Source organism: Paenibacillus cisolokensis (genome assembly GCF_050481165.1).
In the GTDB taxonomy this organism is placed as follows: Bacteria; Bacillota; Bacilli; order Paenibacillales; family Paenibacillaceae; genus Paenibacillus_AH; species Paenibacillus_AH cisolokensis.
Genome location: NZ_JBCNFP010000041.1, coordinates 11,946 through 38,656 on the forward strand (window position 1 = coordinate 11,946; position 26,711 = coordinate 38,656).

Below are 26,711 nucleotides of genomic sequence, written 5' to 3' on the forward strand. Positions count from 1 at the left end.
GTTTTAAATCATTTCCTGAAGGAAGAAAGGCCGGGTGACGATATGACGGACGCGATCCTGGAGATGCGACGGATTACGAAAACATTCCCCGGCGTCAAGGCGCTGGAGAATGTCAACCTGAAGGTTTGGGCGGGCGAAATTCACGCGCTCTGCGGCGAGAACGGCGCCGGCAAGTCGACGCTGATGAAAGTGCTGAGCGGGGTATACCCGCACGGCTCCTACGAAGGCGAAATTCTGTTCAAGGGCCGAGTTTGCCAGTTTAAAGACATCAAGCAAAGCGAACAGATGGGCATCGTCATCATTCATCAGGAGCTCGCGCTCATTCCGTATCTGTCGATTGCGGAAAACATTTTTCTCGGCAACGAGCAGAAGCGCGGCGGTTTTATCGACTGGAACGAGACGTTCGTCAAAACGAAGGCGCTGCTGGAAACCGTCGGTCTGAAGGAGCATCCGAACACATTGATTCAAAGCTTGGGCGTCGGCAAGCAGCAGCTGGTCGAAATCGCCAAAGCTCTGTCCAAAAAGGTGCAATTGCTCATTCTGGACGAACCGACGGCCGCGCTCAACGAAGAAGACAGCGAAAATTTGCTGAAGCTGATCCTGCAATTAAAAGCAAAGGGCATTTCCTCGATTATCATTTCGCACAAGCTGAACGAAATTGCCAAAGTGGCGGATTCGATCACCATTATCCGGGACGGAAAAACGATTGAGACGTTGGATATGCGGGCGGACCATGTAACCGAAGACCGGATTATTAAAGGGATGGTAGGCCGGGATTTGACGAACCGTTATCCGGAACGAACGCCCGACATCGGAGAAACGATCTTCGAAGTCCGCAACTGGAATGTCTATCATCCGCAGCAGGACCGCAAAGTGATCGACGACGTCCATTTTCATATACGCCGGGGCGAAATTGTCGGCATTGCCGGGCTGATGGGAGCGGGACGAACCGAACTGGCCATGAGTATATTCGGCAGGTCGTACGGCCGCCAGATCAGCGGACAAATCTACAAGAACGGCCGGGAGCTGCGGATTCGCACCGTCAGCGACGCGATCGACAACGGGATCGCCTACGTAACCGAGGACCGCAAGCAATACGGCCTTATTCTGATCGACGACATCAAGCGGAACACGACGCTCGCCAATCTGGTCCGGATTTCCCGCAATACGGTCGTGAACGAAAACGAGGAGTTTGTGGTCGCCGAGACATTCCGCCGGAAAATGAACATCAAAACGCCCTCGGTGCTGCAGAAAACGGGCAACCTGAGCGGCGGCAACCAGCAGAAGGTCGTGCTCAGCAAGTGGATTTTTTCCGAACCCGATATCCTCATGCTGGACGAACCGACCCGGGGGATCGACGTCGGCGCCAAATATGAAATCTATACGATTATGAATCAATTGGCCGCGGAAGGAAAGGGCCTGCTGCTCATCTCCTCGGAGCTTCCGGAAATTCTCGGCATGTGCGACCGGATTTACACGATGAGCGAGGGCCGTCTCACCGGCGAAGTCCGGCGCCAGGACGCAAGCCAGGAATTGCTGATGAAATATATGACGAAAGGCAAGGGGAATGAATGATGGACGTCATCAAGAATGTGTTCCGAACGAACATCCGGCAATACGGAATGATCGTCGCGCTGGTGTTGATCACGCTGCTGTTTCAGTTTTTATCGGACGGCATTTTGCTGAAGCCGCTCAACGTGACGAACCTGATTCAACAGAACAGCTACATTCTTGTGCTTGCCATCGGGATGGTCATGGTGATCATTACCGGCCACATCGATTTGTCTGTCGGTTCGGTCGCCGCATTCGTCGGCGCGCTGTCCGCTATTATGATGGTGGATTACGGCATGCCGTTTTACGCCGCGACGGTGCTGTCGCTGTTGATCGGGGCTGCCGTGGGCGCTTGGCAAGGGTTTTGGGTCGCCTATGTCAGAATTCCGTCCTTCATCGTCACGCTGGCCGGCATGCTGTTGTTCCGCGGCCTGACGATGATCGTGCTGAACGGCCAGTCGATCGCGCCCTTTCCGAAGGCGTTTCAGAAGATCAGCACCGGTTTTCTTCCGGATTTCGGCAGCAACTCTGTTCATATGCTGACGATTGTCGTCGGCGTTGCGCTCTCGCTCGTGACGGTTGTCCAGGAACTCCGCAGCCGGCGCACCCAGCAAAAGTACGGGTTCGACGTGCTGCCGATGCCGTGGTTCGTCCTGAAGCTGGCGGTTATGGTAGCGGTGATCAATATTTTCACGTTTGTTCTTGCCCGGTACAAAGGTATACCGTTTATTCTGATTCTGCTGTTCGCGCTTGTCGCGGTATATACGTTCGTGATGAAAAGGACGGTCATGGGGCGGCACGTCTACGCGATCGGAGGCAACGAGAAGGCCGCGAAGCTGTCGGGCGTCAAAACGAAGAAGGTGACGTTCTGGGTTTTCGTCAATATGGGCGCGCTGGCCGCGCTTTCCGGCCTGATCTATGCGGCAAGGCTGAATGCCGCCACGCCCAAGGCGGGCGTCAACTTCGAGCTGGACGCGATTGCGGCGGCGTTTATCGGCGGCGCCTCGGCTTCCGGCGGCATCGGAACGGTCATTGGCGCCATTATCGGCGGTCTCGTGATGGGCGTCATGAACAACGGGATGTCGCTGATCGGCCTCGGCATCGACTGGCAGCAGGGAATCAAGGGGCTCGTTCTGCTGCTTGCCGTCAGCTTTGACATTTACAATAAAAACAAGAGCGGGGCTTAACGGCATACTGGAACCAACTGAACAAGCGGGCGGTTTCGAGGTCTGGACAGACCGGCGGAACCGCCCGCTTTATTGCGATCCAGGAAGAACTTTCGAAAATATTTTTTTCGAAATAAAACGTAATTGTTGACAGAGGTTAACGTGCGGTCTTATTATAAAATCGAAACAAATCGAAATTATTTAAAATGATTCGTAACTTTTGGGCCGCGATCGATCAAGTTCGCGATATCGATGTTCGTGATATCGACGGCTTGCGGCGAACGGCGGTATCATCAAAGGCGCCGTCAGGCAGCCTTGAGGGGTGATGGCGTGAATCGGGTGTTTACAATCGGCGAGATGCTGGTCGAGATTATGCGGACCGAGACCAATTGCCCGCTTTCGGAGCCGGGGCTGTTTGCCGGGCCTTATCCGAGCGGGGCGCCGGCGATCTTCATCGATGCGGCGGCCAAGTGGGGATTGCAGGCCGGCATCGTCGGGGCGGTAGGCCAGGATGCGTTCGGACGCTGCCTCATCGATCGGCTTGAGCGGGATGCCGTGGACTGCTCTTGCGTTCACCGCAGCGCCAGGACGACCGGCATGGCGTTTGTCACGTATTTCGACGACGGCTCGCGCGAATTTTTGTTCCATATGAAAGATTCCGCCGCCGTGGACGTCCGGCATCCCGCGGACGCCCGATATTTGGCCGGAACGAAGGTGCTGCATATCAGCGGCACGAGCCTGACGGTCAACGAAGCTTACCGCAGCCTCATCTACGATGCGATCGGTCAGGTCAAGCAAGACGGCGGCATAGTGACCTTCGATCCGAATTTGCGGCCTGAGCTGGCCGAGGACCGAAGCTGGCGGAGCTGGTACGATCCGGTGCTTCAACATACGGACATCCTGCTGCCGAGCGGGGAGGAGCTCGAATGGCTAACGGGCTGCGACCGTGCGGATGAAGCGGCCGCCTGGCTGCACGAGCAGGGGATCGGCACGGTCGTCAGGAAGATGGGGGAGAAGGGCAGCATGGTCTATCTCGACGGCGCCGCTTCCGTATCGGCGCCGGGATTCCGGGTCGATTGCGTCGATCCGACCGGGGCCGGCGACATCTTCAACGCGGGAGTCGTATACGGTTATTTGCATGGCTGGTCCTGGGAGACGACGCTCCGTTTCGCGAACGCGGCGGCCGCGCTCTCGACAACGGCGCGGGGGCCGATGGAGGGCATCCGGGATTTACGGTCGATCCGGACCTTTGCCGGCCTCTAAAAAATCGAATTGCAGAAAGGAAGGCATCCGCCATGGCTTTGGTTTCTTCAACTCCGTTACTGATCGAGGCCAGACAACGGGGCTACGGCATCGTCGCCTTCAACGTCCATACGCTTGAAATGCTGCAGGCTGTCGTGGAAGCGGCCGAGGAGAGCCGTTCTCCATTGATCTTGCAAACGACGGTCGGAACGGTCAAACATTTGGGCATCGAGTATATTGTCGGCGCGGCGCAGACAGCGGCCAGGAGGGCCAGCGTGCCGATCGCGCTGCACCTCGATCATTGCCAGGACTTCGAACTGATTTTGCAATGTATGCGCGCAGGCTACACTTCGGTGATGATCGACCAGTCGATGCATCCGTTCGAGCGGAATGTGGAGATGACCCGCAAGGTCGTCGAGGTCGCGCGCGCGCTGAACGTCAATGTGGAGGCGGAGCTGGGCAAAGTCGGCGGCGTGGAAGACGACATCCGTGTGGAAGACGATAAGGCCACGCTGGCCGATCCGGAGGAGTGCCGCCGATTCGTCGAACTGACGGGGGTTCCGACGCTGGCTCCGGCCATCGGCACCGCGCACGGCATTTATAAAGGCGAGCCCGACATCGATTTTCGAAGGATCGAGGACATTGCCGGCAAAGTCGAAGTCCCGCTGGTGCTGCACGGCGGCTCCGGCATTCCGGAGGCGCAGATCAAACGGTGCGTATCGCTCGGTATGGCCAAAATCAATGTGGCGACCGAACTGAAGAACGCATTTTCATTGTCGCTGCAGCAATCGTTTGCCGCAAACCCCGACGATCTCGATCCCCGTTCGTATATGTCGGCAGCCAAGCAAGCCGTCAAACGTTTGGCGCAGGAGAAAATGCGGTTGAGCGGATGCGCGGGCAAAGCGTAGCCTGCCCGGTAATCGGGAAAGGGGGCGATGGACATCGCGAATTCGTATTTGGTCGGCATCGACGTCGGGACATCAGGCTGCAAAATCGCATTGTTTACGCCGGACGGCGACATTCTGTTCCAGGGAACGACCCGCTATCCGACGCATTACCCGCAGCCCGGCAGCGTCGAGCAAAATCCCGGGGACTGGTGGAAGGCCGTTCGCGACGGCCTCCGTCAAATGTTTCACCGTACCGGCATTCATCCGGCACACATCAAGGGCATCGGCGTGGACGGCATGAGCGGGGCGGCCGTTCCCGTGGACCGGCAAGGCCGGGCGCTGCGCAACGCCATGATCTGGCTGGATCGGCGAACGGTCAGGCAGTGCGAAACGATCGCGGAGCGGATCGGTGCGGAGCGATTGTTCGCGGTATCGGGCAATCCGATATCGCCTTCGTACGTAACGGGCAAAGTGCTGTGGATCAAAGAGAACGAGCCGGATATCTACAGCCGGACGGAGAAGGTGCTTCAATGCAACGGCTATATCGTCTATAAGCTGACCGGCCGCTATTCCCTGGACGTATCGCAGGGCAACGGGTTTCATGCGTTCAACATCGAAACGCTCGCATGGGACGAGACGCTGTGCGAGCGGATGGGCATCGCCCCCGAGCTGCTCCCGCCGATCTGTCGGTGCAGCGATGTAGTCGGCGAGGTCACGCTTGCGGCAGCTGCGGAAACCGGACTGGCAGCCGGGACGCCTGTCGTCGCGGGCGGATTGGATGCGGCATGCGCCGCACTGGGAGCCGGCGCGGTTCTGCCGGGCGAGGTGCAGGAGCAAGGCGGGCAAGCCGGCGGCATGAGCATTGTGATGGATCGCCCGGTCAAAAACGACAAGCTGATTCTCAGCGGCTATGTGCTGCCGGATCGATGGATTCTTCAGGGCGGAACGGTCGGCGGCGGCAGCCTGAATTGGCTGAAAAGGGAGTTAGCCGGCGATGCGCAGGACGATTTCTTCGCAGCGGCGAACGAAGCGGCTTCGCGAATCCGCCCCGGCAGCGAGGGGCTGCTGTTTCTGCCCTACATGGCGGGCGAACGCTCGCCGATCTGGGACCCGCATGCTCGCGGCGTGTTTCTCGGCTTAAGCTTCGAAACGACGAAAGGCCATATGATCCGGGCGATCATGGAAGGCTGCGCCATGGCGCTGAGGCATAATCTGGTCACGGCCGAAGCTTCCGGCGTTCCCGTGAATGCGCTGCACAGCGTCGGCGGAGCGGCCAACAGCACGCTGTGGACGCAGATCAAAGCGGATGTCACCGGCAAGACGTTTAAAATTCCGTCCTCCGATTCGGCGGCGGCCTTGGGCGCGGCCATTTTGGCCGGTATCGGCGCCGGCGTTTACAAGAACGGCGAGGATGCGGTCGCAAGGACGGTTCGGATACAGCGCGAACAGACGCCGATCGCGAACAACGAACGAATTTACCGCGACGTCTTCGAGCTTTATCTGGAATGCTACGAACGGCTGAAAGATCTTTTTCCAAGGATGGGTGGGTGACGCATATGAAAGCAGCGGTGCTGCATGCGCGGAATGTAATCCGGGTGGAGGACGTTGCGGTTCCGTCTCTTCAGCCGCATGAAATTTTGGTGAAGGTGAAGGCGACAGGCATTTGCGGTTCGGACCTGCCGAGAGTGCTCGGCAATGCGGCCCATCATTATCCCATCGTGCTCGGTCACGAATTTTCCGGCGTGGTGGAACGGATCGGAGCAGGCGTTTCCAGGGTGAAGGTCGGCGATCGCGTAGCGGGCGTGCCGCTCCTGCCTTGCTTCCGCTGCCACGATTGTCAGGCCGGAAATTATGCGCAGTGCAAATCTTACTCGTTTATCGGTTCGCGGGTGAACGGAAGCTGGGCGGAATACGTCGTCCTGCCGGAAATGAACGCGATCCCGCTCGACGATGCGGTCAGCTTCGAAGAAGCCGCCTTCGTCGAACCGGCCTCCGTGGCGCTTCATGCTCTGCAGCACATTCGTTTCGAAGGCGGCGGACAAGTGGCCATTCTCGGCGGCGGCAATATCGGCCTGCTGGCGTTGCAATGGGTCAAACTGATGGGCGCCCGGGAGGTCACCGTGTTCGATATTGACGATGACCGGCTGGCACTGGCCCGAAAGTTGGGCGCGGACTATGTGCTGAACAATCTGCGGGCTGCCACTGAGGAAAGCTGGAGACAGATTACGGGCGGCAGAGGTTATGAGGTCGTTCTCGAAACGGCCGGTTCCGATGCGACGATAAAGCAAAGCTTCGAGCTCGCCGCGAACAAGGCGAAAGTTTGCTTTATCGGGACGCCTGTGCGGGATTTGACGTTTTCTCCGAAACGGTTTGAGCTGATGAACCGCAAGGAATTTACGCTGACCGGCTCGTGGATGTCCTACAGCGCCCCGTTTCCCGGCAAGGAATGGGAGACGACGCTGCATTTTCTGAAGCAAGGCAAATTGAATTTCAAGGATCTGATCGACCGGACATTTCCGCTTGATGAAATTAACGCGGCCTTCGATTTGTACCGGACGCCCGGCGGCGTCAAAGGCAAATTGATGCTGCTTCCCGGCTGATTGCCTGCCTGCTTCAAATTTCCTATACTAGAAACTGTGCCGCAACGAAACCCTCCGGAGCCGATCGATGGCGTCAGCTCGGATCATGGAAAGGAAAATCAGCGATGGGCGAGCCGCGGAAGCAACGAAAGATGCGCAGCCTGGAAAGGCAGCAGTTTATTCTCGATTATTTGAAAAGCCATAAAAGCGTCGATGTGTCGTTTCTCAGCTCCGCGCTGTCGGTGTCCGAGGTGACGGTGCGAAAAGATCTCGAGAAGCTCGAGCAGGACAATTGGCTGATCAGAAGTCATGGCGGGGCTGTGCTCAACGAGAAGCTGTTTATCGAACCGTCCTTTGTCGAGAAGGAGGATCGGCTGGCGGCCGAGAAATCGGCGATTGCCGCCGAGGCCGCCAAGCTGATTCGGGACGGAATGGTCGTAGCGATCGCTCCGGGAACGACCGCCGGCCGGATAACCGAGCATATTCGGGACCGTTCCTCGCTGACGGTCGTCACCAACGCGGTTAACGTGGCCACGGCGCTTATGGGCCGCCCCGGCATCGAGCTGTTTATGACAGGCGGCCGTTTGCGGCCCAACACGTTCGCGCTGATCGGCGAAACGGCCGAAAAATCGCTTGACGGCGTCTATACGGAGTATGTGTTCTTCGGCGCGAACGGCTTCGGTGTGGAGAAAGGCTTTACTACGCCCAGCATGGAGGAGGCGAGAGTGGTGCGGAAGCTGATCGATAACGCCAGGCATGTCGTGGCGCTTGTCGATCACAGCAAATTCGACACGTTCGCCTTTTACCGGATCGTGGACTCCCATCAGGTACACACCGTCATTACCGACTCGAAGGCGCCGCCGGATCAGCTGGACCAGCTTCGAGAGCGGGGCATTCGGGTGATTGTAACCTGACATACTTACTTTCAAGACTCTTTCCTGGCGTCGTCCAACGATAGAAATTGGCGATGACCCGAAAGGGTCTTTTCTATTATTTGGTAAAATATTTTTGGAAGAGAAAGGCTATACGTTGTTGGGCGACGCCAAGAACGGGGCGGAAGCCATCGAAATTTTCAACGAAACCGAGCCGGACATTTTGCTGACCGACATCTCGATGCCGTTCATGGACGGGTTGGAGCTTATCCGGATACTCAAGAGCAGACGCCCGTCGTTAAAAGTCATCATTCTTTCCAACTATGACGATTTCAAATATGCCCAGAAAGGGATTCAACTGGGCGTCAATGCGTATATTCTGAAGCATGAGATTTCGGCGGAAAAAGTTTTGGAAGCGCTTGAAAGTTTGGCCGGACCCTTTCACAGCGAACGGCCGCTGCCCGTCAACGACAAGAAACACGAAGGCTTCCACGCCAATTTGTACCGTCTTTTTAAGGATAATCTAACGGAGCGGGAAAGGGAAGGCATTCTTGCGGCCTTAAGCGGGAAGCTGCAAGGCCCCCCGTTCGCCGTTATTTCCATGCTGCTGAATTTCGCTGAACCGGGAGCGGAAAAATGGGATTTGACCAAAGAAGAGACGATCGAATCGATGGCTTTGGAGACGCTCAAGAGCAAGGAGTTTCAGGTGTTTTCCGTCTTGTGCAAAAATGAAATCATTTTCATTTTGAGCGGCGGCGAAACGATGGACGGCATGCCGGAGCGGATCAAAAGGATGGTGCAGACGGTCCGAAACAATACGAAGCAGTTTTTGAACCAGCATCTCTTCATCGGCATCAGCAGCATCGGCTTCGCGCCCGACCAATTGCGCCTGCTCTATGATCAGTCCCGCTGCGCCCGGGAGCAGAGCTTCTTCACGAACGAGATCGCGATTTATGCCGAAGACCGGACGAATGCGCCTGACGGATGCGGAAGCCTTCATCTCGATATGGAACAGTTGAACAAGCTGGTTCGGCTGAAGGACGCCGAGCGGGTGGAGAAGTTTCTGGAGGACGTGTTTCATTCGCTGTACAATCGAAAATCTGTCGATACGGTGCAAAATGCATTCGGCAAGCTGATCCGCGAGAATGCGGAGCTGTTCGACTCGAACAATCTGATTTTGAATCAGCAGTCGTTTGCCGACTTTTCCGGATTCGACGAAGTGAAAAACTATGTGATCGACGTTTATAAAAAGATATGCCAGCACGGCGAGCGCAACATCTGCTCCGTCCATATCGCGAAAAGCCTCCGGTTTTTGCAGCAACACTATGACGAGAATATCTCGCTGTCGCAATTGGCGGACTATTTGCAGATCAACAAGAGCTATCTCAGCCTGTTGTTCAAGCAGGAAATCGGCGTGAACTTTACGAGCTACCTGAACAATATCCGCATCGAAAAAGCGAAGGAACTGCTGCTTCATACCAACTACAAGGCGTACGAAATCGCGAAAATGGTCGGCTTCGACAATCCGTATTACTTCAGCAAGGTGTTCAAAGAAACGACGGGGATGAGTTGCCAGGAGTTCAAAAAATCGTCCGCTCCGCTCGAACATAACGGGTAAGCGGCCAACATCCCAAAAGCAGGTGGCAGCTTGATTCAAAAAAAGATTTTTCTCTATATTTCATCCCTGGTCGTGATGATGCTGATCTCGATCAGCGTCATCGTCTACTTTTACTTTTTTCAAACGATGCGGGAAAAGGAAATGGACAGCGCTGTCCGCTATTCCAACGGGACCAAGCAAAGCGTCGAGCTGATTCTAAGTTTTATGAACAAGACGGTGAGCTCGATCAGCAGAAATGCGAATGTCATCCATGCGCTAAGCGGCGCCTCTTACCTTGGCGCGGAAGAGGAGGAGAATTCGCGTACGGTCGTCAATTCCCTCATTTACAATCTGGTTTCCGTCCACGAGTATATCCGGAAAATCGAGATTATCGGAAACCGCGAGAATGGCGCCTACTTCAGCACCGTCTTCGACGACGTGGAGGGACGGATCGGCGAACGAAATGCGGAGATTGAGGCCATGCTGAAGAATTGTTACAAGGACGCGGCGGAAGCCTATTACTTCTTGTGCGTAAACGACAAAGTCATTTCGTTTGTCGTCCCGATCTTCCAGCCGCAGTCGGGCTATCGGATCGGTTTTCTCGTGATCGATATCAACCGGTCCTATCTGGAGGAGATTGTGGCGACGACGACGGGCGGAGCCGACGAAAAGGTGCTGATCGTCACAGCCGCAAACGAAACGGTCCTCAGTTATCCCTACACCGCTAACCTAAGCGAAATCATCGTGCAATATCCCCAGTTGTTGGACATGAATCAAACCCGGATCAACGGCAAGATTTTCGGCAAGGAAAGCATTATCGTCTCCGATTCCATCAGCTACAGCAATTGGCGAATTGTGCGGATGATCGATACGGCCAAAATTAATACGTCGATGAATCAATTGGGCCAAATCGGGCTGTTCGCGCTGCTGTTCTTTCTAATCGTTTCGTTTCTCGCTTCGTACCGGTTGTCGATTTACTTTACGACCCCGATTATCGAATTGAACCGCAAGATCAAACAATTCGAGAAAGGTGATATGGATACGAGAATTGAAATTACCCGGACCGACGAATTGGGGCAATTGAGCAACTCCTTCAATAAAATGGTCGTGAAACTGGATTCTCTGTTGAAGACCGCGATCGAGCAGGAACAGAAAAAAAGCGAAATGGAATTCCAGCTGCTTCAATCGCAGATTAATCCTCATTTTCTGTATAACACGCTGGATTCGATCCGATGGCTTGCGGTCATTCAAAACGTGGAAAATATCGGCCATATGACTACCTCGCTTATCCAATTGCTGAAGTACAGCATTTCTCACAAGGGCCGGGTTGTCACCTTGGAGGAAGAAATCAACATGATCAAAAATTACATCACCATTCAGAAATACCGCTATGGCGATATTTTTGAAGTGGTGTATGATATTGGGGACGAGGCTTGGGAGTGCTGCGTTTTGAACCTGATTCTGCAACCGCTGGTCGAAAATGCGATTTACCACGGGATGGAGTCGAAGGAAGAAGGCGGCCTGATACGAATCGAAGCGCATGTCCGAAACGGCGTACTTTTAGAAATCAGCGTCATCGACAACGGGGCGGGCATGGACGAGAAGGAGTGGAAGAGCGGAGCAGGGAAAGATAAAAAGATGCATACCGGAATCGGCCTCAAAAATGTGGAGGAGCGAATCAAGCTGTATTTCGGCGAGCCTTACTGCCTTCGAATTCGGAGCGTTAGCGGAAAGGGGACGGAAATGACGATCGTTCTGCCTAAAAAGTATCGCGAGCAAGTATAAAAAGAAAGCGCAACAAACTCAAAGATTTTTCATTTTTATTCCCGATGGCAAAAGCTAAAATGATAACAGAATCAACATGTAAGCGCTTTTGAACCTTTGCTTACGAATTTCTTTGGAGAAAGGAACTGGGAGCGATGACGACGAGCCAATTGCCCGCGGCGATGAAAGCGGCTGTGATGCATCAAACACGGGAAATTCGCATTGAGGAGATGGCGGTCCCCGCCATCGGACCTGACGAGGTGCTGATCAAGGTGATGGCGGTCGGGATATGCGGATCCGACTTGCATTATTACGCACATGGCCGTATCGGGAAATATGTGGTGGACAAACCGTTTATTTTGGGACACGAGTGCTCCGGCGACATTGCCGCGGTCGGTGAGAACGTCCGGAAATTCCGGGTAGGCGACCGGGTTGCGGTCGAACCGGGCGTGACATGCGGACGTTGCGACGCTTGCAAGAGCGGCCGATACAATCTGTGTCCGGATGTAAAGTTTCTGGCAACCCCTCCTTACGATGGCGCGTTCGCGCAATATATTAAAATGCGGCAAGACTTCGTTTTTCCGATTCCGGATCATTTGTCCTACGAGGAGGCGGCTTTGGTGGAGCCGTTTTCGGTCGGCTTGCATGCGGCCGTCCGCACGCGCCTGCAGCCCGGCTCCACCGTCGCGATCATGGGGATGGGGCCGGTCGGACTGATGGCTGTGGCGGCAGCGAGAGCATACGGTGCGGGCACGATCATCGTGACCGATCTTGAGCCGTTGCGGCTGGAAGCCGCAACACGGCTCGGCGCAAGCCACGCGATCAACATCCGGGAACAGGACCCGGTAGAGGAAATCAGACGGTTAACGAACGGTGACGGGGTTGATGTCGCATGGGAGACGGCCGGTAATCCGAAGGCGCTTCAAGCCGCCCTGGCATCGCTTCGGCGGGGAGGCAAGCTTGCGATCGTCGGATTGCCGGCCCAAGCCGACATCGCGCTGAACATCCCGTTTATTGCCGACAATGAAGTGGATATTTACGGCATTTTCCGCTATGCCAACGTCTATCCGAGAGGCATTGCGTTTCTGTCGTCCGGCTTGGTGGATGCGAGCGCGATCGTCACGGACAAGTTTCCGCTTGAACAGACGCAAGCGGCGATGGAGCGGGCGCTTAACCACAAGAGCGAGTGTCTGAAAATTGTCGTGTATCCGAACGGCGCAATCGAATAGGTTGCCCATTTATGCGCAGCGTGTGCAAAGGAACGTAAAAGACAAAGGGGGTCATGCATGTGACTTTCTTGCTCGGGATTGATTTGGGCACATCAAGCGTGAAAGCTTTGTTAATGGACGTAACCGGGAAGACGTACGGCATTTGCCATGAGCAGTATCCGATTGAAGTTCCCCAAGAAGAGTGGGCGGAGCAGCCGCCAGACAGATGGTGGTCTGCGACAACACGGGTCATACGGAAGCTCTTGTCCGAATCGGGGGTCGAAGCGGAGCGTATTCGCGGGGTAGGGCTGTCCGGCCAGATGCACGGTCTGGTTGTCCTGAACCGGAGCGGGGAACCTATTCGGCCCGCCATCATATGGTCCGACCAACGAGCGAAAAAGCAGGTCCGATCGATCAACGATTTGCTGCATGAGCAGCAGCTTGCGCCGCAAACGATGAATCGGGCGTCCGCCGGCTTTGCGGTCGCTTCGCTGCTGTGGGTGAAGGAGAACGAACCGGAAGTTTTCGCGGCCATCGACAAGGTGCTGCTGCCGAAAGACTATATCCGGTACAAATTAACGGGAAGAATCGCGTGCGAAGCGACTGACGCTTCAAGCACGCTGGCATTTAATACCCGGGAACGGCAGTGGTGCCATCCGCTTATCGAGGCGCTTGGCTTGCCTCCGTCCATTTTTCCCGAATGCTTCGAGCCCATGGATATTGCCGGTGAAATTCAGGAATCGGCTGCACTTGAAACCGGGCTGCGTCGGGGCACGCCCGTTGTTTTCGGCGGTTCCGACCAAACGATGCAAGCGGTAGGCAACGGGGTGATCGAGCCGGGATGGGTCATTTCCAATATCGGCACGGGCGGACAGGTCTCCTCGATGACGGCCGAACCGCTCTATGACCTTCAATGGAGACTGAACACGTTTTGCCATGTCTTCAAGGGCTCCTGGGTCATACAGGGCTCCAACCTGAACAGCGGCCTTGCCTTGAAGTGGCTGAAGGAAAATGTGCTTCAGACATCCGACTTCAACAGCCTGTTGGAACTGGCGACGCGCGTCCGTGCGGGCAGCGAAGGTGTACTGTTCCTGCCGTATTTGATCGGGGAACGGACTCCGCATATGGATCCGAACGCGCGGGCTTGTTTTTTCGGCATGACCCTGAAGCACCGCAAGGAGCATATCGTGAAAGCGGTGGTGGAAGGGGTGGTTTACGCGCTTCGCAGCTCGCTCGAGACGATCGAGGAACAAGGGATTAAAGTTGACCGCATTCTGGCGTCCGGCGGAGGCTCCAAACACGAGGTATGGCTGCAAGCTCAGGCCGACATCTTCGGCAAGCCGGTCTATACAACCCGAATCGAAGAGGAAGCCTGTGTCGGCGCGGCGATCATAGCCGGAACGGGAATCGGCGCATATCGGTCATTGGCGGAAGGTTGCCGTCAAGCGGTGTCCATGACCGGCCGACAGTTCGAGCCCGATCCGGCGGCGCAACCGATATACGAGCATTATTACGGCTTGTTTCAAGAAGTGTACGCTCGCAACAAAGAGCTGTTTACCGTCTGGACCGGCAAAGGCTGAATGGCATTCAAATGTCTTATCGGCGCTCGGCGCCGCCATAAACGGACAGTCGTTCAACGGAGGGACAAAAATGAAAGCTTTCGTGATCGAAAAACCGTTTCATGCGACAATCAGGGAAGTACCCTATCCGAAGCCGGGATACGGGGAAGTGACGATAAAGGTGCACAACGTCGGCATTTGCGGCACAGATGTACATATCTACGAGGGGAAATTCATTGCTTCCTACCCGATCGTACCTGGCCACGAGTTTTCCGGCGTTATCCATGAGGTTGGCGAAGGCGTGCCGGATCTGAAGGTGGGCGACCGGGTTAGCGCCGAACCGAATATTGGTTGCGGACGTTGCGCGTATTGCCTGACCCGCCGGGGAAATCTGTGCAGCAACTGGAAGGGGATCGGGGTCAGTCTGGACGGAAGCATGGCCGAATATGTGCGCGTGCCGATGCAAAATGTGCTCAAGCTGCCGGATGCCATGACGTTCGAGGAAGGCGCGTTTATCGAACCGATGGCTTGCGTGGTGTACGGGATGAACCGGTTGCAGCTCCAGGTAGGGGAGCGGGTGATCCTGTTCGGCGCGGGAGCGATGGGCCAGCAGTTGGTGCAGACGATCGCGAGGTCGGGAGCGTCCGAACTTGTGGTCGTCGACGTATCCCGGGAAAAACTCGATCTTGCGCTGCGATTCGGCGCGACGAGAGGGGTGCTCAGCCGGGATTTGTCGCCGGATGACTTCCCCGGAGGCTTCGACGTCGTCGTCGAGGCGACAGGGATTCCGTCCGTTATTGAACAGGCGTTTGCCTATATGGGCCCCGGCTCCAGGTATTTGCAGTTCGGCGTGACGAACAACGATGATCGGATCCGGTTCAGTCCGTTCGATTTGTTTAACAAGGATTGGACGATTATCGGCACAAAAGCGACCAACCAGACGTTTTATCCCGCCTTTCACTGGATTAAGGAAGGGCGGGTCGACGTGAAGCCGCTGCTTTCCAAAGTTATCGCGCTGGAGGATGCGCCGGCATTTTTCAGCGGACATAAAGATCCGGGCTTGTTGAAGGTCCAGATCAAACTGTAGGGGGAGGCGGCGATCAAGCAATAGGAATTGTTGGCCTGCAAATCACAGCGTATGCCCGCGCTGCCGAACGTCCCGGTTTCAACGTCTTCGAATTGAGGTTTTTTGGCTGCAATATGATATAATAAAGCAGGCATGATGCGACGCCGCCCCGAATCGGGCGGCTCGCTTGACGTTTGGCGAGAAACGACAGACAAGGATTGACGTTGGTATGACTGCAAATACGAAAATATGGCGGGCGCTCGAGCCGGGCGGCCGGGAGCGGGCGATCGCGGAAGCGGCCCGCATGCTGCGGGACGGCGGAATTGTCGCCTTTCCGACGGAAACCGTATACGGGCTTGGCGCCGACGCGGCCGACACGGCGGCGGTGGAGCGGATATTCGCGGCCAAGGGGCGTCCGGCCGACAATCCGCTTATCGTCCATATTGCCGACACAGGGCAACTGGACGCGCTTGTCCTGCCGTACGGCGAATTGGCAAGCCGGCTGATGGAGCGCTTCTGGCCCGGCCCGCTGACGCTGGTGCTGCCCGTCCGTCCCGGTGCGGTTTCGCCGCGCGTAACGGCCGGTCTGGATACGGTGGCGCTGCGCATGCCGCACCACGACCTGGCGCTGCGGCTCATTGCCGAGGCGGGCAGGCCGATTGCCGCTCCGAGCGCCAACAGCTCCGGACGGCCCAGCCCGACGGAGGCGGCGCATGTCATCGACGATTTGAACGGCCGGATCGACGGGATTGTCGACGGCGGTCCGACGGGCGTCGGCGTGGAGTCGACGGTGGTGGAAATCGCCGGACCCGGCTCGGTCCGCATTTTGCGCCCGGGCGGGGTAACCGCGGAGCAGCTGCGGGAGACGGCGGACGAGGTGCTGCTCGATCCGTCGCTCGGTCTTGGCCTCCCGAGTGTCTCGCTGCAGCCGGGCGAGGAGCCGTCCGCGTCATGGCGTGAAGACGAAGCCGCGGAAGCCGCGCATGGCGCGCCGCGCTCCCCCGGCATGAAATACGCCCATTACGCTCCACGGGGCGTCATGGAGCTCGTGCAGGGGGAACCTTCGGCCGTGCGGGCCTATATTCTTGAGGCGGTCGAAGAAGCGCGGCGGCGCGGCGAACGGACCGGCGTGCTCACGTACGAGGAAAGGGCGGCCGGGTACGACGCCGACGCCGTGATCGCCTGCGGCAGTCTGGCGCGGCTGGAGACGGCGGCCCGGCGTCTGTACGGCTCGCTTCGCGAGTTCGACGCGCGCGGCATCGACCGCATATGGGCCGAAGCTTGCCCGCAGACGGGCATCGGACTTGCCCTCCTGAACCGGCTGGCCAAGGCGGCCGCCCACCGGATCGTCCGGGTGTAGCCCGGTCCGTATCCGGTATGTACAGCTCTCCTGTGCGTCGGAATTCATTCCGGCCTGTGCGGTGATTCCATTCCCATTGCCGAAAGCTTGGTCATCTTTCCTTGCTCGTCCGCATATGTTGGGTAGTGAACGCCAACGGGAATCGGGGGAGATGGACTTTGGACGTCGCCAATTTGCAAAGCGGTCATTTTGTGACGCTGCTCATGATGGCGTTCGCGCTCGGAATGGACGCCTTTTCACTCGGCATTGGCATCGGTCTGAAGGGGATCCGGCTGCGGGATATTCTGAAGCTTAGCTCCGTCATCGCGCTGTTTCATGTGTGGATGCCGCTCGCCGGAATTGTGGCCGGCCGCTACATGGGCGTATTGCTCGGCCATGTCGCCACGATGGCGGCAGGAGGGCTGCTGCTGGTGCTTGGCGGACATATGATCTACAGCTCGATGCGCGGCGATCACGCCCGATCGTTCAATCACCGCAGCGTTTGGGGGATGACGCTCTTTGCGTTCGGCGTAAGCGTCGATTCGTTCTCGGTCGGCATTTCACTCGGGCTGTTCGCCGCGGATATGATGATGACCATTTTGCTGTTCGGGGCATTCGGCGGGCTCATGTCCGTTCTCGGCTTGCTGCTCGGCCGGCGCGTCAGCGTCAACCTCGGGGATTACGGCGAAGCGTGCGGCGGAGTCATTTTGCTTGCTTTCGGCATACTGTTTTTGGTATAAACGGAGTAACCGCAGTAGAAGCGCAAATCCATCACAAGAACGGCGGCATCGGTCAAGACGCCGCCGGTTTCGAAAAGGAGCTCTGCATTGGCTATGCGTATTCTGTTTGTATGTACCGGTAATACGTGCCGCTCTCCGATGGCCGAAGCGATGCTTCGAAGCATGGCGGAAGGCCGAGGGTTTCCGGTGGAGGTCCGCTCGGCGGGCGTATCGACGGTGAACGGCCTGCCGGTATCCGCTCACGCGTCCAAGGTGCTGGCCGACCGAAAAGTGGCTTACGACGGACGATCCTCCGCAATCAGCGGAGAAGCCGTCGGCTGGGCCGATCTCATTCTGACGATGACGGTCAGCCATAAGCGGATGCTGCTGGAGCGGTTTCCGGAAGCGGTGAACAAAACCCATACGCTCAAGGAATTCGTCGACCGCGATTCGTCGGTCCTCTCCGATCTGGAGGAGGTGGAGCGGCTTTATTCCGAGCTGCATATGAAAGCCGCGCTCGGCGAGCAACTGGGCGAAGCGGAGCGGACGCGGCTATTGGAGCTGGAGCGGCGCATTCCGAGTTTTGATATTGCCGATCCGTTTGGCGGTTCGCTAGAGGAATATCATAGCTGCGCCAACGAAATTGAGGACGCCTTGCGCCGGCTGCTCGACAAGCTGCAGGAAATGCAGGGGCAGGACGAGGGCGAAGTCGAGGGTGCAAACGAAGGAAAAGATGAAGGCGGCAAAGACGAAGGTAAAAATATAGGTAATGAAGGTAAAAACGAGAGCGAAGTTGAAGGCAGCGAAGGCGACGATAAGGGCGAAAAGGGCGAATTCGAAGGTAAAGACGGGAACAAAGACGATTGATTTTTTTCACAAACTCGGGTATGATTAACTCGATTCGACAAATGGGTTCCGATGTGACTGGCGACGAAGTGGGCGAAACCACGGTGGAGCATCGGAATATACGGCCGGTCGCCTGGGCAAAGAGCAGCATGCAGCGATGCATGTCTTGCTCTTTTTTCGTCTTTTAAGGCGAATTCAGGTATACTAAAGGTAACGTATTTCGACACTTTCCGTTCTTAGCAAAAGAACGGTTTACCTTGAAGGAGGATGTGGATATGAAAATCGCCATTGGCGCGGACCACGCCGGATACCGCCTGAAAGACGTTCTGGTACCGTTTATCGAATCGCTCGGCCACGAGGTGCATGATGTCGGCTGCAATTGCGAGCAGTCGGTCGATTATCCCGATTACGCGCTTCCCGTATGCGACGCAGTCGTTGCCGGAGAAGCCGACCGCGGCATTTTGATATGCGGCACGGGTATCGGCATGACCATTGCCGCCAACAAGGTGCCGGGCATTCGCTGCGCGCTGGTGCACGATCTGTTCTCCGCTCAAGCGACGCGCGAGCACAACGATTCCAACGTGCTGGCTATGGGCGAGCGGGTTATCGGCCCCGGCGTCGCGCAGGAAATTATCCGCATATGGCTGGAAACGCCGTTTTCGGGCGGCGAGCGCCATGTCGGGCGCATCGGCAAAGTGAAGGCGATCGAAGACCGTTATGCGGTTCGCCCCTGATCCGGGAGGCGCGGCCATGAGCGGAATATCGTGGAGCGGCGTGACGGCGGATGTCGAGACGATCGTCCGCGAGTTGGCGGTTGCGGCAAAGCTGCGGCCGGGTCAACTGCTTGTGCTGGGCGTCAGTACGAGCGAACTGATAGGAGCGAGAATCGGCACGGCCGGAACGATGGAGGCGGCGGCTGCGGTCTTCGCCGGGGTGGAAGCGGCGCGGCGCGACTTTGGCTTCTATCCGGTATACCAGTGCTGCGAGCATCTGAACCGGGCGCTCGTGATCGAGCGCGAGGCGGCCGAACGTTACGGCCTGGAGCCGGTTGCCGCTATTCCGGTACGGAAGGCCGGCGGTTCGATGGCCGCCTATGCGTACCGGCATTTGCCCGACGCCGTGCTGGTGGAGACGGTATCGGCGCATGCCGGCATCGACATCGGCGACACGCTGATCGGGATGCATCTGCGCCGCGTTGCGGTGCCGGTGCGGCCGACGGTGCGCGCGATCGGAAGTGCGCATGTGACGATGGCGCTGACGCGCCCGAAGCTGATCGGCGGCGCACGCGCCGTCTATTCGCTCGAAGCGGCGGATGCGGCGGAACGTGCCGGTGAAGCGTGTGAATGACGGGCGCCGCGAGCGGGCGTGCGCCAAGCAGGGAGCCGTAGCGCTTTGGCGGGCAGGCACCAACAAAGTTGTTAACCGTAACGTCCTAGCGGGCGGGCACCAACTGGTTGCGGAGCCGTAGCGCTCTGGCGGGCGTGCGCACAGGTTGTTAACCGTAGCACCGCGAGCGGACGGTCTCACAGGTTGTCAACCGTAGCGCTCTAACGGGCATTCGCTTACCGTAGCGCTCTAACGGGCGACAAGCAGATTGCTGACCGTTGAGTATTCAATTCGGAGGAGGAGAAGAGAATGGAACATTTGCGCAAGCAAGATCCCGAACTGGTTCGCGCGCTCGGCCTCGAACTGCAGCGCCAGCGTGACAACATCGAGCTGATCGCGTCCGAGAACATCGTGAGCGAGGCCGTTCTGGAAGCGATGGGCACCGTGCTGACGAACAAATATGCGGAAGGCTATCCGGGCAAGCGGTATTATGGCGGTTGCGAGCATGTCGACACCGCCGAGGACATCGCGCGCGAACGGGCCAAAAAGCTGTTCGGCGCCGAGCATGCCAACGTGCAGCCGCACTCGGGCGCTCAGGCCAATATGGCCGTATACCTCGCGACGCTCAAACCGGGCGATACGGTCCTCGGCATGAATCTCGCGCATGGCGGACATTTGACGCATGGAAGTCCGGTTAACGCGTCCGGCCTGCTTTACAATTTTGTCGCGTACGGCGTAAGCGAAGACACGTTTACGATCGATTATGAAGAAGTCCGCAAAGCGGCGTTCAAGCATCGTCCGCGTCTGATCGTCGCAGGGGCGAGCGCGTATCCGCGCATTATCGATTTCGAGAAGCTCGGCCGCATCGCACAGGACGTCGGCGCGCTGTTCATGGTCGACATGGCGCATATTGCGGGTCTTGTGGCGGCTGGTCTCCATCCGAATCCGGTCCCGCACGCCCATTTTGTCACGACGACGACCCACAAGACGCTTCGCGGTCCGCGCGGAGGCATGATTCTGTGCACCAAGCCATGGGCCGCCGCCATCGACAAGGCGGTTTTCCCCGGCACGCAAGGCGGCCCGCTTATGCATATTATCGCGGCCAAGGCGGTGGCGTTCGGAGAAGCGCTTGAACCTTCCTTCAAGGAATATGCCCAAAATGTGGTGAACAATGCCAAGACGTTGGCAGACGCGCTGCTCGGTCACGGTCTGAACCTCGTTTCCGGCGGCACCGACAACCATCTGATGCTTGTCGATACGCGCAACTTGAACATTACCGGCAAAGACGCCGAGCATGTGCTCGATTCGGTCGGCATTACGGTTAACAAAAACGCTATTCCGTTCGATCCGACGAGCCCGTTTGTGACGAGCGGCATCCGGATCGGCACGCCGGCGGTGACTTCCCGCGGTATGGATGAGACGGCAATGAAGACGATCGCCGATATCATCGCCATGACGCTGAAAAATCCGAAGGACGAAGCGACGCTCGCCAAAGCCAGAGGTTTGGTGCGTGAGCTGACGGCACAATACCCGTTGTATCCGAATTTGACCTATTAAACAGGGACAGGCAGCCTCGGCAACCGTTTCCGCGCGTATGCGCCGGATCGCCGGGGCTGCTTTCCCATGAACGTAACAATTCGCGTGAAGTATGGGGAGGCGGCGCTGATTGATTTCCAGACTGGAAGACTATTGCTTGTCCTTGCCCGGTGCTCGGGCGGAGTTCCCGTTCGGACCGGACCCGAAGGTCATGAAGGTCGGGGGCAAAATGTTCGCGCTTTTATCCGGCGACGGAGATGCTATCTCGCTGAAATGCGATCCGGCCATCGCCGAACGTTTGCGGGAGCAGCACGCCGCGGTGAAGCCCGGCTATCATCTGAACAAAAAGCACTGGAACACGATCGCGCTCGACGGCACCTTCACGCTGTCCGAGCTGACAGATATGGTGCGCCACTCGTACGACCTCGTCGTAAGCGGACTGCCCAAGGCCGAACGGGCCAAACTGAAATAAGCGGCGATTTGCTTTAAAAGCGGCGGCGTTGCTCAAAGGATCGACGATTGTTCATAAAAGCGGCGATTGGGGCAAAAGGCGGCGACTCCTCAAAGCGGTGACTGCTCCATAGGTGGCGATCGCTCAAAAGACCGTCAATTGTTCAAAATAGCGGTCATTGCGCAAAAGGCGACAAATCCTCAAAAAAGCTGCAATTTGCTCAAAAGACAGGCGGTTCTTCAAAAAGCGGCGATTGCCCGAAGGGCGACTAATCCTCAAAAAAACGGCCATCGTTCAACAGACCGGCGATTGCTCCCGAGATCGACAATATTTTTTCAAAAAAATGTACAGAGACCACTCGGTTCGTAATGGCAGACGGAAGCTCCGTTTACGAAAGGGTGGTCTTTTCGGTTTCCGACGTAAGCGGATTTTGGAGTGAATTGTACATTGTACAGTTATGTGGCAGAAAAAAGGCGATACTAAGGCATTTTATTGCAAAACGTACAATGAAACTCGTCGGAATCGCTCAAATCGCTTGAAATGGGGGCATTTGACTGTACGGAGTGCAATGAATGAGCCCGAGAAAGGCGGTATAGAAGTATTTCATTGCACAGAGTACACTTGAATGCCATGGTTGCGTTCGACTGCTTCGTCAAATACGATGCCAGTCGTTTTTCAACATGCCGCTGGTCGTTGCGCCGACAACGCCGCGCAGGCGAAAGCGAGTAGGGCCCTGCAGGTGCGCAAGTGGCCGTGTGGCCGCGCAGGCGAGGACGAATAGAGCCCTGCAGGTGCATAAGTGGCCGTGTGGCCGCGCAGGCGAGGACGAATAGGGCCCTGCAGGTGCGCAAAAGGCAAAGCAGCCGCGTAGTAGGCGAGGACGAATAGAGCCCTGCAGGTGCATAAGTGGCCGTGTGGCCGCGCAGGCGAAAGCGAGTAGGGCCCTGCAGGTGCACAAGTGGCCGTGTGGCCGCGCAGGCGAGGACGAATAGGGCCCTGCAGTACACAAATGGCCAAGCCAGCCGCGAAAAAGCGATAGCGAATAAAGCAATGCAGGTGCACAAGTGGCCGTGTGGCCGTGGAGGCGAAAGCGAATAGGGCCCTGCAGTACACAAATGGCCAAGCCAGCCGCGAAAAAGCGATAGCGAATAAAGCAATGCATGTGCACAAGTGGCCGAGCGGGGCTGCATCTTCAGCACGCCTGCCTTCCGCGGGGCGGCATCTCAGCACACCGGCCTTCCGCGGGACGGCGATCCTGCGAATCGGATAGATGGAGATCGGATATTGCATGGATGATCTGTTTTATTACAAAAATGATGGACGGAATCAACAAATCATGATTAAATCAAGTTACTGTATTCACGATTATCCGGAGGTGCCGTCTTCATGCTGGAATTATCGATCAATGAACCTGACCGTCTCGTGAAGGTCGCCCATGCCTTAAGCACGCATACGAGAATCGGGATTATCAAGCTGTTGTTGACCAAGCCTAACGTAAACATCATCGAAATCGCCGAAGCGCTGGATATCCCGGTTTCGACGGCCGCGACGAACGTAAAGGTGCTCGAGGAGGCGGAGCTGATCCTGACCGAGCTGCAGCCCGCGACGCGGGGAGCCATGAAGGTGTGCAGCCGCAATTTCGACGACGTCCGCTTCATCCTGAATCCGATTGCCTACTACCAGAACCGTGACAAGACGTTCGAAATCGAAATGCCGATCGGCCACTTCATTCAATTCGACATCCAACCGACGTGCGGCATCGCCAATTCGACGCAGATGGTCATTCCCGAGGACGAACCTGAAAGCTTCTATCACCCGGACTGCCGGACGGCGGAAATCATTTGGTTCCGCAAAGGCTGGATCGAATACCGCTTTCCCAAAAAGCTGCCGCAAGACGCAAAGGTGAAATCGCTTGAGTTCTCGATGGAGCTATGCTCGGAAGCGCCGAATTACAACAACGACTGGCCATCGGAAATTACGGTTTGGGTCAACGATGTCGAGGTCGGCTCATGGATCTCCCCCGGCGATTTCGGCGACCATCGCGGCAAGCTGAACCCCGATTGGTGGGCCGATTCGAGCACGCAGCACGGCCTGCTCAAAACATGGTCGATCAATCACGACCGAAGCGCCGTCGACAACGAAAAGTGCTCGTCTGTGACGCTGGCCGATCTTCGTCTGGAGGAGAAGCCATACATTACGCTGAGAATCGGGCTGAAGCCGGATGCGAAGCATCAAGGCGGAATCAATCTGTTCGGCAAAAACTTCGGAGATTATCCGCAGGGCATCATCATGAGAATACGGTACGAGCAAGGAAATGTTACAGTTTTCATGTAATAAAAACAGAATATCCGTAAATTTTGTTGAATTATTCAATAAAAATGAAAGAAAACGTTGACATTCGAACGATAAGAATTTATATTTTGATCATAAACAGAATATTTGTAACAAAACAACGATTTTGCATCATATGGAACGTTTGTCCGGCGCAGAATGTCCTTCGGCAAGCTGGAGATGTAAGCGTTGTATTGTTCAGTATTCGTTTGGAGTTACAGGGTTTGCTTATTCCAAATTTGGGGGGAAAGCGATGAAAGGTTGGAAGAACAAGTGGGCCGTCGGCATGATCGCGTTGTTTTTTTCATTTTCATTCGTGCTTTCGGGATGCGGATCGAACAATGATAACGGAACGGGCGAGTCAAACGCCCCGCCGACGGTATCGACAAAAGAGCCTGAGTCATCCGAATCACCGTCTGCGGAAGCGACGGGCGGCTTCGATCCGGAAGCGAAAGCCGAAATCGAGTTCATGGGCTGGGGCGGCGACAGCGAAAAAGCCGTATTCCAAAAGCTGATCGACTCGTACATGCAGAAGTACCCGAACAAAAAGGTCAAATATACGGTTGTGCCTCCGGGCGAGTACTATCAGAAGCTCGACACGCTGATCGCGGCCAAGAAGACGCCGGACGTTTTCTATGCAGGCGGCGCTCAATTCAACAAATTCGTAAGCAGCGGCATTCTGATGAACTTGCAGCCGATGCTCGACAGCGGCGATATCGTCGATCCGGACAACGTCTGGCAGGCGGCGCTGGACCGGTACCGTTTTGACGGCAAGCTGGTCGGCAGCGGAGACTTGTACGGCTTGCCGAAGGATGTCGGTCCGTGGGCGATGGCGTACAACAAGGATTTGTTCGATCGGGCGGGCTTGTCCTATCCGAGCGCCAAAGCCGGCGAATATACGTGGGACGACATGCTCGCCGACGCCAAAAAGCTGACGGTCGTGAACGACCGCGGCAAAATCGACACGTTCGGCGTCGCGGGCTACAGCCTCGAATCCGCGGTATGGGCCAACGGCGGCGACTGGATCGACTACTCCACAGGCACGATCACGATCGACACGCCGGAGTTCGCGCAAGCGCTTCAATTCGTCGCGGACCTCAGCCTCGTCCACAAAGTAAGCCCTTCGCCGGACGATGAAAAAGCGCAAAACGGTTATTCGAGATTCGTGGCGGGCAAAGTCGCGATGTTCCCGATGGGACCCTGGGACCAGCCTGCCTTCTGGGATCTTCCGTTCAATTGGGACATCGCGGCATGGCCGGCGAGCCCGAACACGGGGAAAACGGCGACTTGGCTCGGCTCTCTCGGCTTCGTCGTCTCCAAGGACACGAAATATCCGGACGACGCGTTCTCCCTCGCGGCGTACCTCAGCTTGGACCGCGATTCGCAAAAGCAAAACTACGAGCTCGGCCAAGCGGTGCCGAACTTGATCGACATGGCGAAAGGCGAGTTTCTCCAAATGGAAAAAGCGCCGCAGAACCGGCAAGTATTTCTCGATATCATCGAAGACTACGGCCGTCCGCCGATCGAAGTCGGCTCCAAAAACACGAAATGGCTCGATACGTTCTGGCAAGATGTCAGCCAAGTGTGGACGGGTAAAAAGTCTGCCGCGGATTTCTTGAAAGAAGAACAGCCGAAACTTCAAAAGTTGTACGACGAAGGCAACAAGTAATCGCTTAGGAAACGCCCCGCGGGCGGGAAGGCGAAAGGCGGCGGGCAACCGCGATTCGTCTTTTGCCTTTTCGCCGCTTGCGGCCGGGAGGAATTGCGGATGAAACGGAATAAAACGACGGGATACCGTCGCAAGGAGATCGCGTGGTCGCTGTTGTTCGTCACGCCTCCGGTCCTCGGCTTTTTGATTTTCGGGCTTGCGCCTCTTCTGACGTCGCTCGGGCTGAGCTTTACGTCTTGGGATATGCTGACGCCGGCAACATTCGTCGGTACGGAAAACTTCAAAAAGATGCTTCAGGACGAAAAATTTTACAAGTCGATCTATAATACGTTCTATCTGCTCATCGGCATCCCGATCGGCATGGTCATTTCGCTGCTGCTCGCCATTATGATGAACCGTCCGCTCAAGGGCATCTCCGTGTTCCGGACGATTTACTATATTCCGGTCATCAGTCCGATCATCGCGGTATCGCTGCTTTGGCAGTGGATGCTGAATTACGATTACGGCTTGATTAACGAATTCATTTGGACCATTTTCGGCGTGCAGGGACCGAACTGGCTCGGCGACCCGAACTGGGTGAAGCCTTCCTTTGTCATTATGGGGCTTTGGAGCGGGATCGGGGGGACGATGGTGCTCTATTTGGCGGGTTTGCAGGGCATCTCGTCGGTTTACTACGAGGCCGCGCAGGTCGACGGCGCCAACCGATGGCACCAGTTCAGACATATCGTGCTTCCGCTGCTGACGCCGATTCACTTCTTCGTAATCGTCATGGGCATCATCGGCACGTTCCAATCGTTCAGCCAAATGTACATCATGGCCACGGACGGCGGACCCGAGTACAGCGGAGCGACGATCGTGTTCTACATTTTCCAGGAAGCGTTCAAATATTTCAGCATGGGATATGCCAGCGCCGTGGCGTGGGTGCTTGGAGTTATTATTTTTATCATCACGCTGATCCAATTCCGCTTCTCCAGGCGGTGGGTCTACCAGGACTAGAGAGGAG

Annotated in this window: 22 protein-coding genes and 1 riboswitch; all 22 genes read left to right on the plus strand. The window is 56.6% G+C overall.

Features of this window, described 5'->3' with window-relative positions:
* Positions 1–42 precede the first annotated feature (42 nt).
* Positions 43–1,575: a multiple monosaccharide ABC transporter ATP-binding protein gene (gene mmsA / locus ABEV74_RS07585; RefSeq protein ID WP_430144838.1), complete on the plus strand. Its 1,533-nt coding sequence runs from the start codon at positions 43–45 to the stop codon at positions 1,573–1,575.
* Positions 1,575–2,738 (plus strand): multiple monosaccharide ABC transporter permease, encoded by a 1,164-nt coding sequence (gene mmsB, locus ABEV74_RS07590; protein ID WP_430144937.1) that lies wholly within the window; start codon positions 1,575–1,577, stop codon positions 2,736–2,738. The genes mmsA and mmsB overlap by 1 nt, the downstream gene beginning before the upstream one ends.
* A gap of 309 nt (positions 2,739–3,047) precedes the next feature.
* Positions 3,048–3,980 (plus strand): carbohydrate kinase family protein, encoded by a 933-nt coding sequence (locus ABEV74_RS07595; protein ID WP_430144841.1) that lies wholly within the window; start codon positions 3,048–3,050, stop codon positions 3,978–3,980.
* A 32-nt stretch (positions 3,981–4,012) separates the two neighbouring features.
* Entirely contained in the window at positions 4,013–4,867 is an 855-nt protein-coding gene (locus tag ABEV74_RS07600; RefSeq protein WP_430144843.1) for a class II fructose-bisphosphate aldolase, read from the plus strand.
* Between the two features lie 27 nt (positions 4,868–4,894).
* Positions 4,895–6,397: a xylulokinase gene (locus tag ABEV74_RS07605; protein ID WP_430144844.1), complete on the plus strand. Its 1,503-nt coding sequence runs from the start codon at positions 4,895–4,897 to the stop codon at positions 6,395–6,397.
* A gap of 5 nt (positions 6,398–6,402) precedes the next feature.
* A complete protein-coding gene (locus ABEV74_RS07610; RefSeq protein ID WP_430144846.1) occupies positions 6,403–7,446 on the plus strand; it encodes a galactitol-1-phosphate 5-dehydrogenase in 1,044 nt (347 codons plus the stop codon).
* Positions 7,447–7,550: 104 nt separating this feature from the next.
* Positions 7,551–8,339, plus strand: a complete 789-nt coding sequence (locus ABEV74_RS07615; protein ID WP_430144848.1) for a DeoR/GlpR family DNA-binding transcription regulator — start codon at positions 7,551–7,553, stop codon at positions 8,337–8,339.
* 94 nt (positions 8,340–8,433) lie between these two features.
* On the plus strand, positions 8,434–9,915 hold the full coding sequence (locus tag ABEV74_RS07620; protein WP_430144851.1) for a response regulator transcription factor: 1,482 nt from the start codon (positions 8,434–8,436) through the stop codon (positions 9,913–9,915).
* A gap of 30 nt (positions 9,916–9,945) precedes the next feature.
* Entirely contained in the window at positions 9,946–11,679 is a 1,734-nt protein-coding gene (locus ABEV74_RS07625; RefSeq protein ID WP_430144854.1) for a sensor histidine kinase, read from the plus strand.
* Positions 11,680–11,813: 134 nt separating this feature from the next.
* Positions 11,814–12,887 (plus strand): NAD(P)-dependent alcohol dehydrogenase, encoded by a 1,074-nt coding sequence (locus tag ABEV74_RS07630; protein WP_244863343.1) that lies wholly within the window; start codon positions 11,814–11,816, stop codon positions 12,885–12,887.
* A gap of 59 nt (positions 12,888–12,946) precedes the next feature.
* Complete coding sequence (xylB, locus tag ABEV74_RS07635; protein WP_430144856.1) at positions 12,947–14,446, plus strand: xylulokinase; 1,500 nt, start codon at positions 12,947–12,949, stop codon at positions 14,444–14,446.
* Between the two features lie 70 nt (positions 14,447–14,516).
* Positions 14,517–15,512 (plus strand): zinc-dependent alcohol dehydrogenase family protein, encoded by a 996-nt coding sequence (locus ABEV74_RS07640; protein WP_430144859.1) that lies wholly within the window; start codon positions 14,517–14,519, stop codon positions 15,510–15,512.
* 208 nt (positions 15,513–15,720) lie between these two features.
* Positions 15,721–16,851: an L-threonylcarbamoyladenylate synthase gene (locus ABEV74_RS07645; RefSeq protein WP_430144862.1), complete on the plus strand. Its 1,131-nt coding sequence runs from the start codon at positions 15,721–15,723 to the stop codon at positions 16,849–16,851.
* A 203-nt stretch (positions 16,852–17,054) separates the two neighbouring features.
* Positions 17,055–17,570, plus strand: a complete 516-nt coding sequence (locus ABEV74_RS07650; protein ID WP_372447078.1) for a manganese efflux pump MntP — start codon at positions 17,055–17,057, stop codon at positions 17,568–17,570.
* Between the two features lie 93 nt (positions 17,571–17,663).
* On the plus strand, positions 17,664–18,416 hold the full coding sequence (locus ABEV74_RS07655) for a low molecular weight protein arginine phosphatase (RefSeq protein ID WP_430144865.1): 753 nt from the start codon (positions 17,664–17,666) through the stop codon (positions 18,414–18,416).
* Positions 18,417–18,459: 43 nt separating this feature from the next.
* Positions 18,460–18,541, plus strand: a riboswitch (ZMP/ZTP riboswitch).
* 129 nt (positions 18,542–18,670) lie between these two features.
* Positions 18,671–19,129 (plus strand): ribose 5-phosphate isomerase B, encoded by a 459-nt coding sequence (rpiB, locus tag ABEV74_RS07660; protein WP_062490149.1) that lies wholly within the window; start codon positions 18,671–18,673, stop codon positions 19,127–19,129.
* A 16-nt stretch (positions 19,130–19,145) separates the two neighbouring features.
* A complete protein-coding gene (locus tag ABEV74_RS07665; protein ID WP_082655025.1) occupies positions 19,146–19,742 on the plus strand; it encodes a TIGR01440 family protein in 597 nt (198 codons plus the stop codon).
* 288 nt (positions 19,743–20,030) lie between these two features.
* Positions 20,031–21,278, plus strand: coding sequence for a serine hydroxymethyltransferase (locus ABEV74_RS07670; RefSeq protein WP_213528444.1), 1,248 nt, complete (start codon positions 20,031–20,033; stop codon positions 21,276–21,278).
* 109 nt (positions 21,279–21,387) lie between these two features.
* Entirely contained in the window at positions 21,388–21,729 is a 342-nt protein-coding gene (locus ABEV74_RS07675) for an MmcQ/YjbR family DNA-binding protein (RefSeq protein ID WP_430144868.1), read from the plus strand.
* Between the two features lie 1,365 nt (positions 21,730–23,094).
* Positions 23,095–24,042, plus strand: coding sequence for an ArsR/SmtB family transcription factor (locus ABEV74_RS07680; protein WP_430144871.1), 948 nt, complete (start codon positions 23,095–23,097; stop codon positions 24,040–24,042).
* 250 nt (positions 24,043–24,292) lie between these two features.
* Positions 24,293–25,708, plus strand: a complete 1,416-nt coding sequence (locus tag ABEV74_RS07685) for an ABC transporter substrate-binding protein (protein ID WP_430144874.1) — start codon at positions 24,293–24,295, stop codon at positions 25,706–25,708.
* 99 nt (positions 25,709–25,807) lie between these two features.
* Entirely contained in the window at positions 25,808–26,704 is an 897-nt protein-coding gene (locus ABEV74_RS07690) for a carbohydrate ABC transporter permease (RefSeq protein ID WP_062490161.1), read from the plus strand.
* The last annotated feature ends 7 nt before the right edge of the window (positions 26,705–26,711 follow it).

Bases quoted from the DNA above. Each gene is read 5' to 3' on its own strand.
- rpiB (WP_062490149.1), top strand. From the start codon at position 18,671: ATGAAAATCGCCATTGGCGCGGACCACGCCGGATACCGCCTGAAAGAC.
- ABEV74_RS07655 (WP_430144865.1), top strand. From the start codon at position 17,664: ATGCGTATTCTGTTTGTATGTACCGGTAATACGTGCCGCTCTCCGATG.
- ABEV74_RS07600 (WP_430144843.1), top strand. From the start codon at position 4,013: ATGGCTTTGGTTTCTTCAACTCCGTTACTGATCGAGGCCAGACAACGG.
- ABEV74_RS07680 (WP_430144871.1), top strand. From the start codon at position 23,095: ATGCTGGAATTATCGATCAATGAACCTGACCGTCTCGTGAAGGTCGCC.
- ABEV74_RS07650 (WP_372447078.1), top strand. From the start codon at position 17,055: ATGATGGCGTTCGCGCTCGGAATGGACGCCTTTTCACTCGGCATTGGC.
- ABEV74_RS07640 (WP_430144859.1), top strand. From the start codon at position 14,517: ATGAAAGCTTTCGTGATCGAAAAACCGTTTCATGCGACAATCAGGGAA.
- ABEV74_RS07670 (WP_213528444.1), top strand. From the start codon at position 20,031: ATGGAACATTTGCGCAAGCAAGATCCCGAACTGGTTCGCGCGCTCGGC.
- ABEV74_RS07615 (WP_430144848.1), top strand. From the start codon at position 7,551: ATGGGCGAGCCGCGGAAGCAACGAAAGATGCGCAGCCTGGAAAGGCAG.
- ABEV74_RS07630 (WP_244863343.1), top strand. From the start codon at position 11,814: ATGACGACGAGCCAATTGCCCGCGGCGATGAAAGCGGCTGTGATGCAT.
- ABEV74_RS07645 (WP_430144862.1), top strand. From the start codon at position 15,721: ATGACTGCAAATACGAAAATATGGCGGGCGCTCGAGCCGGGCGGCCGG.
- ABEV74_RS07665 (WP_082655025.1), top strand. From the start codon at position 19,146: ATGAGCGGAATATCGTGGAGCGGCGTGACGGCGGATGTCGAGACGATC.
- ABEV74_RS07685 (WP_430144874.1), top strand. From the start codon at position 24,293: ATGAAAGGTTGGAAGAACAAGTGGGCCGTCGGCATGATCGCGTTGTTT.
- ABEV74_RS07605 (WP_430144844.1), top strand. From the start codon at position 4,895: ATGGACATCGCGAATTCGTATTTGGTCGGCATCGACGTCGGGACATCA.
- ABEV74_RS07690 (WP_062490161.1), top strand. From the start codon at position 25,808: ATGAAACGGAATAAAACGACGGGATACCGTCGCAAGGAGATCGCGTGG.
- mmsB (WP_430144937.1), top strand. From the start codon at position 1,575: ATGGACGTCATCAAGAATGTGTTCCGAACGAACATCCGGCAATACGGA.
- ABEV74_RS07610 (WP_430144846.1), top strand. From the start codon at position 6,403: ATGAAAGCAGCGGTGCTGCATGCGCGGAATGTAATCCGGGTGGAGGAC.
- mmsA (WP_430144838.1), top strand. From the start codon at position 43: ATGACGGACGCGATCCTGGAGATGCGACGGATTACGAAAACATTCCCC.